General features: G+C 61.3%; 13 protein-coding genes. 8 read left to right on the top strand and 5 right to left on the bottom strand.

Going from position 1 to position 13,385, the window contains the following annotated elements; all coding sequences use genetic code 11:
• From VKV28_00805 to VKV28_00795, 3 genes are all read right to left on the bottom strand, one after another.
• Nucleotides 1-330, bottom strand: a 330-nt coding sequence (locus tag VKV28_00805) for a Rieske 2Fe-2S domain-containing protein (protein HLH75318.1), incomplete at its 3' end; no start/stop codon positions are given.
• A 155-nt stretch (nucleotides 331-485) separates the two neighbouring features.
• Entirely contained in the window at nucleotides 486-1,448 is a 963-nt protein-coding gene (locus VKV28_00800) for a hypothetical protein (protein ID HLH75317.1), read from the bottom strand.
• 166 nt (nucleotides 1,449-1,614) lie between these two features.
• Nucleotides 1,615-2,850: an MFS transporter gene (locus VKV28_00795; GenBank protein HLH75316.1), complete on the bottom strand. Its 1,236-nt coding sequence runs from the start codon at nucleotides 2,848-2,850 to the stop codon at nucleotides 1,615-1,617.
• Nucleotides 2,851-3,072: 222 nt separating this feature from the next.
• On the opposite strand from VKV28_00795, the gene VKV28_00790 reads away from it, so the two are divergent.
• The 5 genes from VKV28_00790 (at nucleotide 3,073) to VKV28_00770 (ending at nucleotide 7,618) form a co-directional block, all read left to right on the top strand.
• Nucleotides 3,073-3,759, top strand: a complete 687-nt coding sequence (locus tag VKV28_00790; protein HLH75315.1) for an NADH-quinone oxidoreductase subunit I — start codon at nucleotides 3,073-3,075, stop codon at nucleotides 3,757-3,759.
• Nucleotides 3,760-3,851: 92 nt separating this feature from the next.
• Complete coding sequence (thiC, locus tag VKV28_00785) at nucleotides 3,852-5,162, top strand: phosphomethylpyrimidine synthase ThiC (GenBank protein HLH75314.1); 1,311 nt, start codon at nucleotides 3,852-3,854, stop codon at nucleotides 5,160-5,162.
• Nucleotides 5,149-5,631 carry a peroxiredoxin gene (locus VKV28_00780; GenBank protein ID HLH75313.1) on the top strand — a complete coding sequence of 161 codons (483 nt, stop codon included), beginning with the start codon at nucleotides 5,149-5,151 and terminating at the stop codon, nucleotides 5,629-5,631. Before thiC ends, VKV28_00780 begins: the two co-directional genes overlap by 14 nt.
• 32 nt (nucleotides 5,632-5,663) lie before the next feature.
• A complete protein-coding gene (gene moeB / locus VKV28_00775; protein ID HLH75312.1) occupies nucleotides 5,664-6,902 on the top strand; it encodes a molybdopterin-synthase adenylyltransferase MoeB in 1,239 nt (412 codons plus the stop codon).
• A gap of 29 nt (nucleotides 6,903-6,931) precedes the next feature.
• A complete protein-coding gene (locus tag VKV28_00770) occupies nucleotides 6,932-7,618 on the top strand; it encodes a histidine phosphatase family protein (protein HLH75311.1) in 687 nt (228 codons plus the stop codon).
• Nucleotides 7,619-7,943: 325 nt separating this feature from the next.
• On the opposite strand, the gene VKV28_00765 is transcribed toward VKV28_00770, so the two are convergent.
• Both VKV28_00765 and VKV28_00760 read right to left on the bottom strand, forming a co-directional pair.
• Nucleotides 7,944-9,152, bottom strand: coding sequence for a Xaa-Pro peptidase family protein (locus tag VKV28_00765; GenBank protein HLH75310.1), 1,209 nt, complete (start codon nucleotides 9,150-9,152; stop codon nucleotides 7,944-7,946).
• A gap of 16 nt (nucleotides 9,153-9,168) precedes the next feature.
• Nucleotides 9,169-10,206: a hypothetical protein gene (locus tag VKV28_00760; protein ID HLH75309.1), complete on the bottom strand. Its 1,038-nt coding sequence runs from the start codon at nucleotides 10,204-10,206 to the stop codon at nucleotides 9,169-9,171.
• A 124-nt stretch (nucleotides 10,207-10,330) separates the two neighbouring features.
• Between VKV28_00760 and VKV28_00755 the strand changes: the two genes are divergently transcribed.
• The 3 genes from VKV28_00755 to VKV28_00745 form a co-directional block, all read left to right on the top strand.
• Nucleotides 10,331-11,461, top strand: coding sequence for an LLM class flavin-dependent oxidoreductase (locus tag VKV28_00755; protein ID HLH75308.1), 1,131 nt, complete (start codon nucleotides 10,331-10,333; stop codon nucleotides 11,459-11,461).
• A gap of 331 nt (nucleotides 11,462-11,792) precedes the next feature.
• On the top strand, nucleotides 11,793-12,143 hold the full coding sequence (locus tag VKV28_00750; protein HLH75307.1) for a hypothetical protein: 351 nt from the start codon (nucleotides 11,793-11,795) through the stop codon (nucleotides 12,141-12,143).
• A 180-nt stretch (nucleotides 12,144-12,323) separates the two neighbouring features.
• Nucleotides 12,324-13,385 (top strand): efflux RND transporter permease subunit (locus tag VKV28_00745; protein ID HLH75306.1); only part of this gene is annotated, 1,062 nt, incomplete at its 3' end.

Here is a 13,385-nt window from a genome sequence, read left to right as displayed (position 1 = left end):
GCTGTTGGGCGGTTCCAGCGGCATCTCCAGGCAGCGCCCCTGGGTGTCGAACAGCCAGCCATGGTAGCAGCATCGGATGCCCTCGACCTCGGGGATACCGCAGGCGAAGCTGGTCAGACGGTGGGGGCAATTTTCCTGGATTAGCCCCAATCGCCCGCTACGATCACGGAACAGGACCAGGTCCTCGCACAGGATGCGTACCTTGGCCACCGGGTTGTCGCGCAACTTGACCTCGGGATAAATCGGATGCCAGTAGCGGCGCATCAGCTCGCCGCACGGCGTGCCCGGCCCCACCCGGGTCAGGTATTCGTTCTGTTCCTGGGTCAGCATTGGCCGCGTCCTCCTGCCGCTCTCGACGCCGAAGGTTCATGTGCCGGCAATCTACGGCTCAATGTAGTCAGCTTGCATGCGAAACGGAAGCGCAAAATCGCCCCGGTCGAGGGACGCCATCGGGCCAAGGCGCAGGAGTAAGGGGGGAGTAAGGGTTACTGCTGGATGAGCGCGGTTACCATGCCCTGGGGAGTGGAGGAAAGATTCAAAGCTTTACCGATGATCGCTCCGGGAGGGGGATATTCGCCCGGCGTCAGCGCGCGGGCCACGCCAGCAGCAGCGCTGACCAGGATGCTACCACGCAGGACGGTGCCCGTGACCGCGACTCTTCCGATGCCGCGCGTCAACACCTGGCCCACGGCGCCGGGAGCGATGGTCTGCTGGGCGACGCCGACGACAGCGGGATCGTCGGGGCTAGTGACTGGCACGATGGCGTTGTCGTGCTCGGGGTCGATCTTCACGACCATAGCGGCGTTGATTGTGCTGTTGGAGTCGTTTACCAGATCGACCACGCTGGGAGTGTCGGCCAGCGAGGTCGCCGAGAATTCGGCCTCGGCCCGCAGTTGTCCGGGGCCTACCCGATGCAGCACGGTATCCCAGTTGGTTGAGGTGAAGGTATTGGAGTCGGAGGCGGCGAAATTGAGCGAACCGTCATCGAGGATAGAGAAGCGGTAGTTGCCATAGCCGTCCATGGTAGCCAGGGTAGGCGAAGACGGGGTGGTCTGGGTGGGTCGAATCACCAGTGCTGGCCCCATCACGTCGGACCACAGGCCCAGCATGAAGCTGTCGCTGGTCGGCGACAAGACCCAGGGGGTAGGAGAGCTGTCGCTGCTCAGCGCTCCGCTGATCACCATCCAGGCGTTGGTTTCGAATGCTCCGCTGTCGTTAATGTAGCTGCGCAGGACCTGCCCTTTGGTCGGGTCAGGGGCAAAAAAGCGCATCAAAGTTCCGCCGCCGTGGCTATACAGATCGACCGCGGCGGGTTGGTTGCCGACCCGATCCACCTGCAGCGCGGCTTGCGGCGACTCCTGCGGCTGAATCGCCACCGGCCCGGCGAAATTGGTTTGGCTCTGGGCCCAGCCGCATAGAGGCGCGATCGCGACTGCCGCCGCAACCATTACCACAATTTTCCGAGCCTGAAGCGCGCGGCGAAAAAGCGACTGTGCCCGTTTATACATGCGTGCGATTGTGAAAGTTCGAGTTCGCGTTCGCTGTAATAAAAGCGCGCGCTTACGCAGGAGCCAGGTCAAAGGATAGCGCGCCGGAGACCGTCAACGGCGCACCTCAGGCATGCAAATCCAATCCGGCCTGTTCGCGCCCCAGACCCACCACGAAGACTGCGATTACGGCAGCGCTGCCCGCTACCAGCGCGAGCGCGTTGCCATAGCCCAGATGCGCTCCCAGCAGCGACTCGGTGTAGGCGCAATTGGCGGCTAGCAGCACGCCGAGCTGATAGGCCAGACCTGGAAACAGGCCGCGCACCGCCGGCGGCGACAATTCCACCAAGTGGGCGGGAATGACGCCCCAAGCGCCTTGGACCATGAACTGCATCAGGAAGGCTCCGATCACCAAGAGCCACAGCCGCTGAGGAAAGATCCACAGGGGCACCAGGAACAGGACCATCGCCACCGCGACCATCATGGTTCGCTTGCGTCCCATCCGATCGGAGATCGCGCCGAAGACCAATCCGCCCGAAATCGCGCCCAGGTTGTAGATGATAGCGACTGCCGCCACCAGGTGGGCCCCCAACTGGCGTTCGCGCTCCAAAAAGGTGGGATACAGGTCTTGGGTGCCGTGGGAGAGCAGATTCATCACCGTCAGTAGCACGGCAAGGTAGGCAAAGGCCGACAGATTGAACCAAATTGCGCTGGCCACCATACGGGCATTGGGACGATGTCGTTCCCAGGCCTCGGATTCAGGTACGCGGGTGCGAATATAAAAGGTGAGCAGGGCAGGCAGGCCGCCGGCAAAAAACAGGGCCCGCCAGCCAAAGGCGGGAAAGATCAGAAAGTAAGCGGCGGCGGCCAGCAGATAGCCCAAGGCATAGCCTTCCTGGAGCAGCCCCGAGAAGAAACCGCGGCGATGGGTCGGCACCGCTTCCATCGCCAGCGAGGCTCCGACGCCCCATTCGCCGCCCATGCCGACACCATAGAATGCGCGCAGGAGCAGGAACGTACGATAGGAGGGGGCGAGTCCGCTTAACACCTCGACTACCGAATAAAAGATTACGTCGGCCAGCAAGGGCAGGCGGCGGCCATAAATATCGGCCAGCCAGCCGAAGAGCAGAGCGCCCAGCGGACGAAATATCAGTGTGATTGTAATGGTGTAGGCGATATCGCTGATGGGGCGGTGAAACTCATGGGCGACGGCGGGTAGAACGAAGATCAGGACAAAAAAATCGAACGCATCCAGAGTCCATCCCAGAAAGCTGGCGATGAAGGCCTCCTTGGAATAGCGGGAATGGCGCGGAGCGGAGGGGGCGGGGGCGGGCGTCGCCACAGGTGCTTCGGCGATGCTCATCGGGGGACGTGGCCAGAGGTAAAAAAGCGTTTGGGCAACGGCAAAAAGTGGCCTGGTTGGTAATTTTTCATCGCCCCTGATGGTGGCGGTGGCGGCTGCGGGATGCAAGCTTGACTGTGATTCTTGGCGACGCCTATAGTGGCCCTCGAAGGTCTGTTATACGAGATCGCGCGTTGATGGCGCGCCTAAACGCGGCGGAGACGGATGAAACGAGCGCAGCAAATGAGCTTAGCGGAGCGGATTTATTTGCCCGAATTTCTCCGCGGCTTGATGATCACCAATTACCATTTTGTGCGCAACTTGGCCCTCCATCTGGCGCACGCCATGGGCTTGGCGCGCACCCGCCGGGCCGCCCTGACGGTGCAATATCCGGCTGAGCGCAAGCGCTACTCAGAGGTCTATCGCGGCAGCCATCGGCTGACCTTGCGACCCGATGGCGGGGTGCGATGCACGGCCTGCTATCTATGCGCGACCGCCTGCCCGGCGCAATGTATATATATCGAGGCCGGGGAACACCCCGATCCCAACGTCGAGAAGTTTCCGGTGCGCTATGAGATCGATACTCTGCGCTGTATCTACTGCGGCCTTTGCGTGGAAGCCTGCCCATGCGACGCGATCCGAATGGACACCTACGTTCATCCTCGGATTTGGGGCTTTGACCGCAGGGATTTCGTCGAGACCAAGGAAGCTTTGATGCATCGCTCCGAGGTGCTAGCGACGGCCGGCCGCGAGGGCAACATGGATGAGATGCTGGCTTGGTACAACGAGCAGGCGCGCGAGGTCTTCAACCCGGTGCGCCCCGAACTCAAGACTTATACCGGGCGTGCCCAGCCCCAGCCCTGGCAAAGCCAGCGCGTGCCGGAGGTGGTCGCGATCGCGCGCCACAAGCCGACGGATTCGGCCGAATAAAACCGCGGGACGAGCAGAGTAGACCGCACCGTGCGAGGGCGCGGCTGGAGTCCACAACCGTGGCCAGCTAAGGTCATTTTGAGGAACATGCGATGACTCAATTGGAAGCGGCACGCAAAGGCCAGATAACCGAACAGATGATTGAAGTGGCAGAGGACGAAGGGTTGACCGCCGAAGGTATCCGCGAGCTGGTGGCTAGCGGCGAAGTGGTTATCCCGCGCAATCATCATCACGAATTTCGCGCGATTGGGATTGGAAAGGGGCTGCGCACCAAGGTCAATGCCAATATCGGCGCTTCTAACTTCCATCAATTGTTGGAAGAGGAGATCGAGAAGCTATACACGGCCACCCGTTACGGAGCTGACTCGGTGATGGACCTCTCCACCGGGACTGATCTGGACCGGATCCGGCAAGAGTTGCTCTCGCGCTGCCCGGTGATGTTGGGCACGGTGCCGATTTACCAGGTCGCCTCTGAAGGGTCGATTCTGGAGCTGGACGCGGAGTTTTTCCTAGAGATTATCGAACGGCAGGCGCGCCAGGGAGTCGATTACATGACCCTGCATTGCGGGGTGACCCGCGAGAGCGTCCATCGCTTGCGCCAACATGAGCGGATCGAGGGGATAGTCTCGCGCGGCGGCGCCTTGACCGCAGCCTGGATCGAGCGGACTGGGCGCGAAAATCCACTTTACGAATATTTTGACAAGGTCTGCGAAATTCTGCGTGAACACGACGTGACTATTTCCTTGGGCGACGGCCTGCGCCCGGGTGCCACCGGAGATGCGACCGATCGCGGCCAGATTGGCGAGCTGCTGGTGCTGGGCGAGCTGACTCAGCGCGCGCGCGCCGCCGGCGTGCAGGTGATGATTGAGGGACCGGGCCATGTGCCGTTGGATCAGATCGAGGCCAACGTACGGCTGGAAAAACGTATCTGCGCGGGCGCTCCTTTTTATGTGCTGGGGCCGCTGACCTGCGACGTGGCGCCCGGCTATGACCACATCACGGGCGCAATTGGCGGTGCGATTGCTTCGGCAGCGGGAACCGATTTCCTGTGCTACGTGACCCCGGCCGAGCATCTGCGCTTGCCCGATATTGATGACGTGCGCGAGGGTGTGATCGCCACCCGCATCGCGGCTCACTCCGGCGATTTGGTCAAGGGTGTGCGGGCGGCCAAGCTGTGGAATGACCAGATGTCGCGCTTTCGCAAGGCGCTCAACTGGGAGGGGATGTACGCCATGGCGATGGATCCCGATAAGGCGCGCCGCTACAAAGAAGAAAGCGAAGCCGCGGGTTCCAACGTCTGTACCATGTGCGGCTCGTTATGCTCGATCAACGTGGACAACGCCGCCATCAAGTTCGCCAAGCGGCGTGCTGAACAGTCGGCGGAAGCCCATGCCACGCCCTGAGCGGCCGCAGATAGGCGATCAGTTCCCGGCCGATTGGGTGCTGCCCAACCAGTTCGGCGAAGAGGTGCGACTGGGCAGTTTTGCTGGCCGAAACCTGGTACTCTATTTCTATCCGGCTGACGATACGCCTGGCTGTACCGTGGAGGGCAAGGAATTCCGCGAGCTGTACGAGGAGTTCCGCGCCCTGGATTGTGAGGTGGTGGGAGTCAGCGTCGATTCGGTCCAGTCCCATCGCCGCTTCGCCGAGCGCCACGACCTGCGCTTCCCTCTGCTATCTGATCGCGAAGGGAAATTGGCGCGCTGGTTGGGCGTGATGGGCGAGCAGGTGGCCGAGCGTGCCACTTTCGTCATTGATCGAGAGCTGCGAGTGCGGCGATGTTTCGAAGCGGTGCATCCGCGCGGCCACGCTCAGCAAGTGCTCGACTTCGTCCGCTCGCTGCTGGAGTCCCATCGGATGCTGGGAGGCTGAGGGCGGTCAAGCTTTATCACAAGGCAAAGCAAATGGCTAAAACGGCGAAAAATCTGTTAGATGAAGCGCGCGCCAGCGTGCGCGACATCGGGGTGGAAGAGGCGCGGGAGCTGCTTGCCCGCCAGCCTGGCACCGTAATCATCGATGTACGCGAGAGCGACGAGTGGCGCCAGGGACATATTCCCGAAGCGATTTTCATTCCGCGCGGGTTTTTGGAGATGCGGATCGAGGAGAAGGTGCCCAATCGCGACACTCCGGTGATCCTGCAATGCGCTTCGGGTACCCGCTCGCTGTATGCCGCGCGCGCCCTGCGGGACCTGGGCTACAGCAAGCTCTACAATCTGACCGGCGGCTTCAACGCCTGGAAGGACAAAGGCCAGCCCTGGGTCGCCGACCGTCAGTTCAGCGCCGAGGAGCTGACTCGCTACTCGCGCCATTTTCTCATCCCCGAGGTAGGCGAGACCGGTCAGGCCAAGTTGCTTGATAGCAAGGTTTTGCTGCTGGGCGCCGGCGCGCTGGGTTCGCCGGCAGGATTGTATCTGGCGGCGGCCGGAGTGGGCACAATCGGGTTCGTGGATTTCGATGTCGTTGATCTGTCTAACCTCCAGCGCCAGATCATTCACGGCACCGACCGGGTCGGGATGCTAAAAACGGAGTCGGCGCAGAAATCGATCGCGGCGATCAATCCCGGAGTCAAGGTCGTACGCCACGACGTGCGGCTGAGTTCCGAGAACGTAATGGAAATCGTGGCGGGCTACGACGTGGTGGTCAATTGCAGCGATAATTTTCCCACCCGTTACCTGATCAACGATGCTTGCGTGTTCGCCAAAAAGCCGCTGGTCGATGGCGCGATCTTCCAGTTCGAGGGCAACGCCACGGTCTTCCATCCTGCCCAGGGTGGTCCGTGCTATCGCTGCCTGTACCCGGAGCCGCCACCTCCGGGCGCGGCGCCGTCGTGCGCCGAGGCTGGGGTGCTGGGCGTGCTGCCGGGGCTGGTGGGCTCGATCGAGGCACTGGAGGCGATCAAGCTGATTTTGGGAGTGGGCAAACCCTTGATTGGGACCATGGTGTACTTCGATACCCTGTCGGACCGCGACTATGTGCGGCTGATGCGGATACGGCGGGATCCCGAATGTCCGGTCTGCGGCGAGCATCCGACCCAGACCAAGCTCATCGACTACGAGGCTTTTTGCGGCTTGGCGGAAGGGCCGGCAGTGTCAGCCAACGGCCATGTGGCGACGGGAGAAGCCGCCCAGCTCGGCGGCAAGTAAAATTCGCTCGGCGCGCTGAGTCAGAGTTAATGGCGCTGGGGCCGTTCGGAGCGGCGGACAAACTCAAGGAAAGCGGGCGCCCTGCGACAATCGTGCTGTTGATGCGGCACGGCGAGACCGCCTGGAATCGCGAGGGGCGGGTGATGGGTCGCCAGCCGGTAGACCTTGACCAAGCCGGGCGCGAGCAGGTCGAGCGCGCGGTCCCGTTGGCGCGCATCCTGGCGCCAGAGGTAATCCTATCAAGCCCGTTGGCGCGCGCACGGCAGTCCGCCCAAATCATTGCCGACGGCGTCGGCATCGGCCAAGTTTTCAGCGACCCACGGTTGGAAGAAGTTCGCTACGGCACCTGGGAAAATAAGACCTATCATCAGCTCATCCAGGATCCCCATTATGTGGGCTACCGGCGGGCGCCGCTAGAGAGCCGAACGCCGGGGGGCGAGACAATTGCCGACGTGCAGGGTCGCGGGGTAGCCGCTGTGGAGGCCGCGATCGCGGCCTATGGCGGCCGGCGGCTTCTGCTGGTATCTCACGGCGACATTATCCGCACGATTTTGTGCCATTACTTGCGGCTGGAATTGCAGCATTTCCATCGTCTGCGAGTGGACAACGCTACTTTCTTCGGGCTGGAGATCGGCGACGACTTTGCCGAGATCAAATTTATGAACCTGCTGCCCGATCCCGAGCGTGCTTTCAAGCTGCCCTTCAAACGCGATTGAGGTGAGCGGGCGTCGCTTGGCGTTTGTGCCGTTGCTGTTTCGGTTGTTCGGTAGCGCAGGCTTGTGCCGGTGACCGCGGACACCACCCGACTGGTCGACCCTCGCGGGTGTCATCCTGAAATAGTGGCCGCAGCGCTAGCGACCGCCTTCGACAAATCCGCTGCGCCTGAGCGTTCCAGCCACCGCTGAGACGCCTCGCGGGCGCGCTCGCGAGGCTCGCCCTGGCTCGGAATGACTGCCGGTGACGGCGCCCGCGCGGGTATTGCCCAAAACGGTGTGCTTCCCAGCCAGTCCCTCGCCGCAGTCAACCCAAGGATTGCGTGGTTCAGCGTGTTGGCCATGGTACCTCGATCAATTCCAGGGGCTGGTGGCCTAAGCGGTATCCGCCGCGCTCGCCAACGACCACGGTGTCGCCGACCTGAGCACTGCCACCGCCTGGGCGGCCGGCGCGCGGCTTGAGTACGAAGACCATCCCGGCCTGTAGATGCACGTTGCCCAGGCGATCGAGGTCGCGTGGTGTGAGTACCGCGGGATATTCGTCACCCAATCCTCGCGCATGCATTAATGGATAAGCGGGAGTGAGGTGGCCGCCGCCCTCACGTGCGATCGTACGGTCGTAGACCGCCATCACCTCGCGCAGGCTTACGCCCGCCTTCAGCGTTTGGAGCACCGCTTCGAAGCAGGCGCGCGCGATGGCGAACAGATCGCTATAGGCGGACCGCGGTGGGCCGAGCGTGGCGGGGCGGACGATCTGGCCCGAATAGCCAGCATAGCGCCCCTCCATCTCGCCAACGATCAGATCTCCGGCTTGTAACTGGCGCGAGGTAGGAACGAAATTGCCGCTGGTGATTTCAGGACCGCTGCCCACGATGATCATAGCCGGCAGCTCGCCGCCCAGGCTGACCAGATTTTGGACCAAGCCGGCATAAGCGGTGCGTTCGCTGGCGCCAGGTCGCAATTCGCGCAGCGAGGCCGCCATCGCTTCGGCGATTTCGGTCGCGCGTCGAATCAGCCCGATTTCCTCGGGGCTTTTAATGGCGCGCGCCTGACTCATCAATTCGGTGGCATCGACGATTTCCAACGCTGGCATGGCAGCGCTCAGTCGGCGCAAGGTGCCGTTGGGCACTACTCCATCGGGGGAGCGGGTCAGGCCGTCCAAGCCAGCGATTCCGATTCGGCCGCGCTCCAAGCCCAGTTCGTTCAAGCGTTCGCGGATGTTGTCGGCCCAGCGATTGTGGCCGTCACGGACGTCGGTGACCCAGTCCTGGGCCCGACGCCAGAAGGCGGCGCGGTTGAAGACATAGGCGACGACCTCGCCATCGCGCGGGAAGATGGTCAAGCTCTCGGTGCCGAAACCACCAATTGAGGTTAGGTAGCGTGAGTCCGCCATGGTCTGCTCCCAGCGCGACGTACTGGCAGGAGCGATGAGGAGATCGAGGCCGGCGATAGCCATCGCCGCGCGCACCCGCATATAGCGCCGATCCCGCTCGGCGAGCGAGAGGCGGGGAAGCAAATCGTCGACACCAGCTTCCATTTATTCCAGCTCCCACTTACGGCGCTTGGATGGCGCTGCGCCAGGGCGCGGCTTCGATCACGGTCTCCTGGACCTGGAAGCGGGTTTTGCGCGCCGGATGGGCGGGATCGATCAGCAGCTTCCAGGGATCGTGGCTATAGAGATTGAACCGGCGAAAATTGGGACTGCCAATTACACGATGGGAAATGCCGCGCCGCACGATCGCCAGATCGCCCGGTTCCATAAGGTCGCGGCCGAACTCCGAGATGTTGTCGGCAGTGCCGGCGAATTGGAACTGAAATTCTTCGCTGCGATTGCCGCGATGGAACATAAACTGAGCCCCGGTGGTGTTGTAGCATTCGACAAAAAAGCGCGAATTGCGCATCGATACCGGGCCGGGCCCGCGCACTCCCGTGATCTCGGTAAAGATGTCAAAAAGGCGTAGATTTTGTATGCGACGCCCCTCGCCGGCGGAGCCTACCAGGCGTCCGTAGTCGCGTTCGATCAAGGTCTGCTCGCCGGGTCCATCATCCCAGGTGTGCAGGCTTTCGATGACCTTGCCCGCGCGCGGCTGATCGCTTTTAGGCAATGGCCATTGCGGCCCGTTTTCCCAGTTGACGCGGTATTCGGTGCGACCGATATGCCGATCCTCGCCAACCAGTACTTCCAGCGGTTCACTCAGTGCCACCGCCATCCGCAAGCAGTCGCCCGAGCCGGTGGCGCGATGGGCGATGCCGCTGGGAATTAGAGTCAGCGTGCCTGGTGTGGTGGAGCACAGGCCGAATTCGGTTTCATAATGAGTCTCGCCCGCCCATTGAAAGAACAAGCTGTCGAAATCGACATTGCGGTGAAAACAGGATTGAGTGCCGCGCAGCGCTTCGACGCTGACTCGGCTGGAGGCACTGCTTAGAAAAGTCAACGGTTGGTTGGGTGCGGTTAGAAAATCGAAGGGACGAAAGCAGGGAATCATCAAATGACCGCGCGCGGTGCCGATCAGATCCTCTTCGCTGCGCTTGAACATGGTGCGCCGGTCATGCTCGCCCCAACCAGTGCCAAACTCGCCGACAGTTTTCATAGTGTTCCCTTTTCGCAATGATGGGCCTTTAGCAGTCGCCACTGCCTCTCTTAGCATGGAAGCGCGGCTGCAGGAAAAGAATCGAGATGAGCCAGGAAGGCAAGTTGTTTCGGGAGGGATGACTATGGGGCCAGGCGAGAGTCAGCGCAATCCAACGATTCTGGGCGGCAATAAATTCAAGTTGGCGGTGTTCGGCTCCAACTGCTCGGGCGGACGTGCCGCGACCACGGTGCCGGAGCGCTGGCCGAATAGTTGGGAGGGTAACCGCCGGCTAGCTTTGATGTGCGACGAGGCGGGAATCGAATGCATGGTCCCCATCGGGCGCTGGAAAGGGTACGGGGGCAAAACTGATTTCGAAGGGCGAACTTTCGAGACCATTACCTGGGCTTGCGGCCTACTGGCTTGTACCCGCCGATTGACGGTGTTCGGCACCGTGCATGTGCCTATCTTTCATCCGGTACTGGCGGCCAAGCAGATGGTCACGGCCGACCATATCGGACGTGGCCGCTTCGGACTCAACATCGTATGCGGATGGAATCAGGATGAGTTCGATATGTTCGGTACTCGCCAGGACTCGCACGAAGACCGCTATGTGCGAGGCCAGGAATGGTGGGATATCGTGCGACGGATCTGGGCCGGGGAGGGGCCGTTCGATTACGATGGCCGCTATTACCACCTGCGCAACGTCATCGGGGCGCCGCTGCCTTGGGGCGGCAAGCGGCCGGTGATGATGAATGCTGGCAGTTCGGATACCGGCCGGCTGTTTGCTGCGCGCAATTCGGACCTGCTCTTCGATCAACCCTACTTTCTGGACAAGGCGCGCGAGCGAATTGCGCAGGCCCAGCAAATCGCTGCGGAGCACGGGCACAGCGTGCAGGTCTTTACCTCGGGATCGGTAGTTTGCCGCCCGACGCAGCAAGAAGCTGACGACTATTTTCATTACTTCGCGCGCGAAAACGCCGACGAGGCGGCTATCGATGGCATGTTTCGCGTCTCCTTTACACCAGGAAACTCACGCGCTTTGACCGCGGAAACGGCGCAGGCGATTCGGACCCGCTTTGCGGCCGGTTACGGCGGGATGCTGGCGGTGGGCGATCCCGACCATGTGGCGGGCGAGTTGAAGAAATTGGCTGATGCGGGTTTCGCCGGTTTCGCCTTCAGTTTCGTCAATTATACCGACGAATTGCCGTTCTTCGTGCAAGAAGTGCTGCCACGCCTGGAAAGGATGGGTCTGCGCGAGCCGCTGCGCGCTTAATCGTTGTCGATCTACCGGAAGACACTGCAGCTAATGAGCCATGCGCTCTTGCTTGTCCATAATATGCTTTAGGCGAGTTTGATGGCCACCTTCGTCCCGATACCTTGACCTTGGCCAGCTTGAAGGCTACAAGGGACGGTAGCCGGCGCGCACTGGAAGAGGGTCTATGTGCGCGCGGTGCTTGGTTCGTCCGAAATGGCTCGATCAAGCTGCGGCGGTGTGAGGCATGTTAGGTGAAGGCGGCAACAGTGAATTTTTACCCGCCTGATAGCGTCAACTATGGCGATGCGGCACGGTCGCGGGGATGACCGATTAATTGACGAAAGAAGCGATGCGTAACCATAGCCTGATGAGAGCGCTATTCGAGGCTAGCTTCTTTGCCTTGTTGATTTTGATCGCGCGGCCCGTGCGACTGCTGACCTATCGCGACACCGGAGTACATTGCGCACCGAGCAATTTTTTTGGTCGTGGGCACAACCAACCCGATGTCCCCTGCGACGCGGCACCAGACCAGAGCCCGACTCTGGCCATGCCTGAGTTGCTGTCGCCCAAGGACCCGGTTGCGCCGTTCGCGCTTGATCCTTTTGCTTCGTCGCGTGGCCAAGACGCCACGGATCCATTTGTACGTCGAATCCTTCTGAGTTATCGCAGATTGGCCCCGTCCGGGGCAGAACCCAACTGAAGTACTCTCCCTAACGTCTGGCTTGAGCGGCAATCGGTTAGAGCCGATGCGCCCGTAGCTTGCCGCTGGTCGGCCTTTTGGCCGACCAGCGGTGCGAAATGTGGCCGCGCGCCGGTCCGTCGGTAGTCTGCCAATCTGAGATCGTCGCGTGGCGCCTTTCCAATGTGATGGGAGTAGGTAATGCCAGGTTTTTCGCTGCGTAATCCGTACATTATCATCGTCGGTGCGCTGTTGGTCGTTCTGCTCGGGGTGACCGCGTTCGCTCGGATGCCGGTGGATGTATTCCCGCGTCTACACATCAAGGCGGCGGTGGTGGCGACCTTTTATCCAGGTTTCGCTCCGTTGTCGATGGAGCAGGACATCACGAGCCGCTACGAGCGGTTCTTCACGTTGGGCAGCGGGATCGAGCACATCGAGTCGCGCTCACTACCTGGGGTAAGCCTGGTTACGGTCTACTTTCAATCCGACGTGAACATGGACGCGGCGTCAGCCAATCTGGCCACGTTGGCGATGGGGGATCTGGGATTGATGCCGCCCGGGACGTTGCCGCCGCTGGTCTTGAAGTACAACGCATCCTCCTCGGTGCCGGTAATCCTGGTGACGGTGGCGGGGCCCTACGGACAGACCGAATTGCAGAACCAAGCGCGCTACAACGTGCGCAATTTCATGGCGACGGTGCAGGGCGCCTCGGTGCCCTATCCCTTCGGTGGCAAAATTCGCCAGATCATGGCCTACATCCATGGCCAAAATGTACAAGCCTTGGGCTTGACTCCGATGTCGGTGGTGCGCGCGATCAACGCCACCAACCAGATCCTGCCGGCGGGGGACGCAAAGATTGGCGACAAGGATTATTACATCTACGCCAATGCCGAGGCACCCACGCCGGAAAGTATCGATAAAGTTCCAGTCGTAACCGGGCCCGGACGTGCCCCCGTGCCATTCGGCGAGTTGGGGCAAGCCGAACAGGCAGCCGAGATTCAATACAACCTGGTGCTGATCAACGGCAAGCCGGCGGTCTATATCCCGATTTTCAAGCAGACCGGCGCCAATACGCTGCAGGTCATCCAGGGGATCAAGAAATCAGTTCATGAAGTGACCGGACTCAGTCCCGGAGAGAAAGTTGACACCCTGTTCAGCCAGGAAGACACGATTCTCGATGCGGTGCATTCGCTGGAGCACGAGGCGGCCTCCGGAGCGGTGTTGGCCTCGCTGATGATCCTGATTTTTTTGGGTAATTTCAAA

This window comes from Candidatus Binataceae bacterium, from assembly GCA_035294265.1.
GTDB lineage: Bacteria > Desulfobacterota > Binatia > Binatales > Binataceae > DATGLK01.
The sequence above is the reverse complement of the archived record's forward strand: the minus strand, read 5'-3'. Positions and strand labels throughout refer to the sequence as shown.

Bases quoted from the DNA above. Each gene is read 5' to 3' on its own strand.
- VKV28_00760 (HLH75309.1), bottom strand. From the start codon at position 10,206: ATGAAAACTGTCGGCGAGTTTGGCACTGGTTGGGGCGAGCATGACCGG.
- VKV28_00750 (HLH75307.1), top strand. From the start codon at position 11,793: ATGCGTAACCATAGCCTGATGAGAGCGCTATTCGAGGCTAGCTTCTTT.
- moeB (HLH75312.1), top strand. From the start codon at position 5,664: ATGGCTAAAACGGCGAAAAATCTGTTAGATGAAGCGCGCGCCAGCGTG.
- VKV28_00770 (HLH75311.1), top strand. From the start codon at position 6,932: ATGGCGCTGGGGCCGTTCGGAGCGGCGGACAAACTCAAGGAAAGCGGG.
- VKV28_00800 (HLH75317.1), bottom strand. From the start codon at position 1,448: ATGGTTGCGGCGGCAGTCGCGATCGCGCCTCTATGCGGCTGGGCCCAG.
- VKV28_00780 (HLH75313.1), top strand. From the start codon at position 5,149: ATGCCACGCCCTGAGCGGCCGCAGATAGGCGATCAGTTCCCGGCCGAT.
- VKV28_00765 (HLH75310.1), bottom strand. From the start codon at position 9,152: ATGGAAGCTGGTGTCGACGATTTGCTTCCCCGCCTCTCGCTCGCCGAG.
- VKV28_00795 (HLH75316.1), bottom strand. From the start codon at position 2,850: ATGAGCATCGCCGAAGCACCTGTGGCGACGCCCGCCCCCGCCCCCTCC.
- thiC (HLH75314.1), top strand. From the start codon at position 3,852: ATGACTCAATTGGAAGCGGCACGCAAAGGCCAGATAACCGAACAGATG.
- VKV28_00755 (HLH75308.1), top strand. From the start codon at position 10,331: ATGGGGCCAGGCGAGAGTCAGCGCAATCCAACGATTCTGGGCGGCAAT.
- VKV28_00790 (HLH75315.1), top strand. From the start codon at position 3,073: ATGAGCTTAGCGGAGCGGATTTATTTGCCCGAATTTCTCCGCGGCTTG.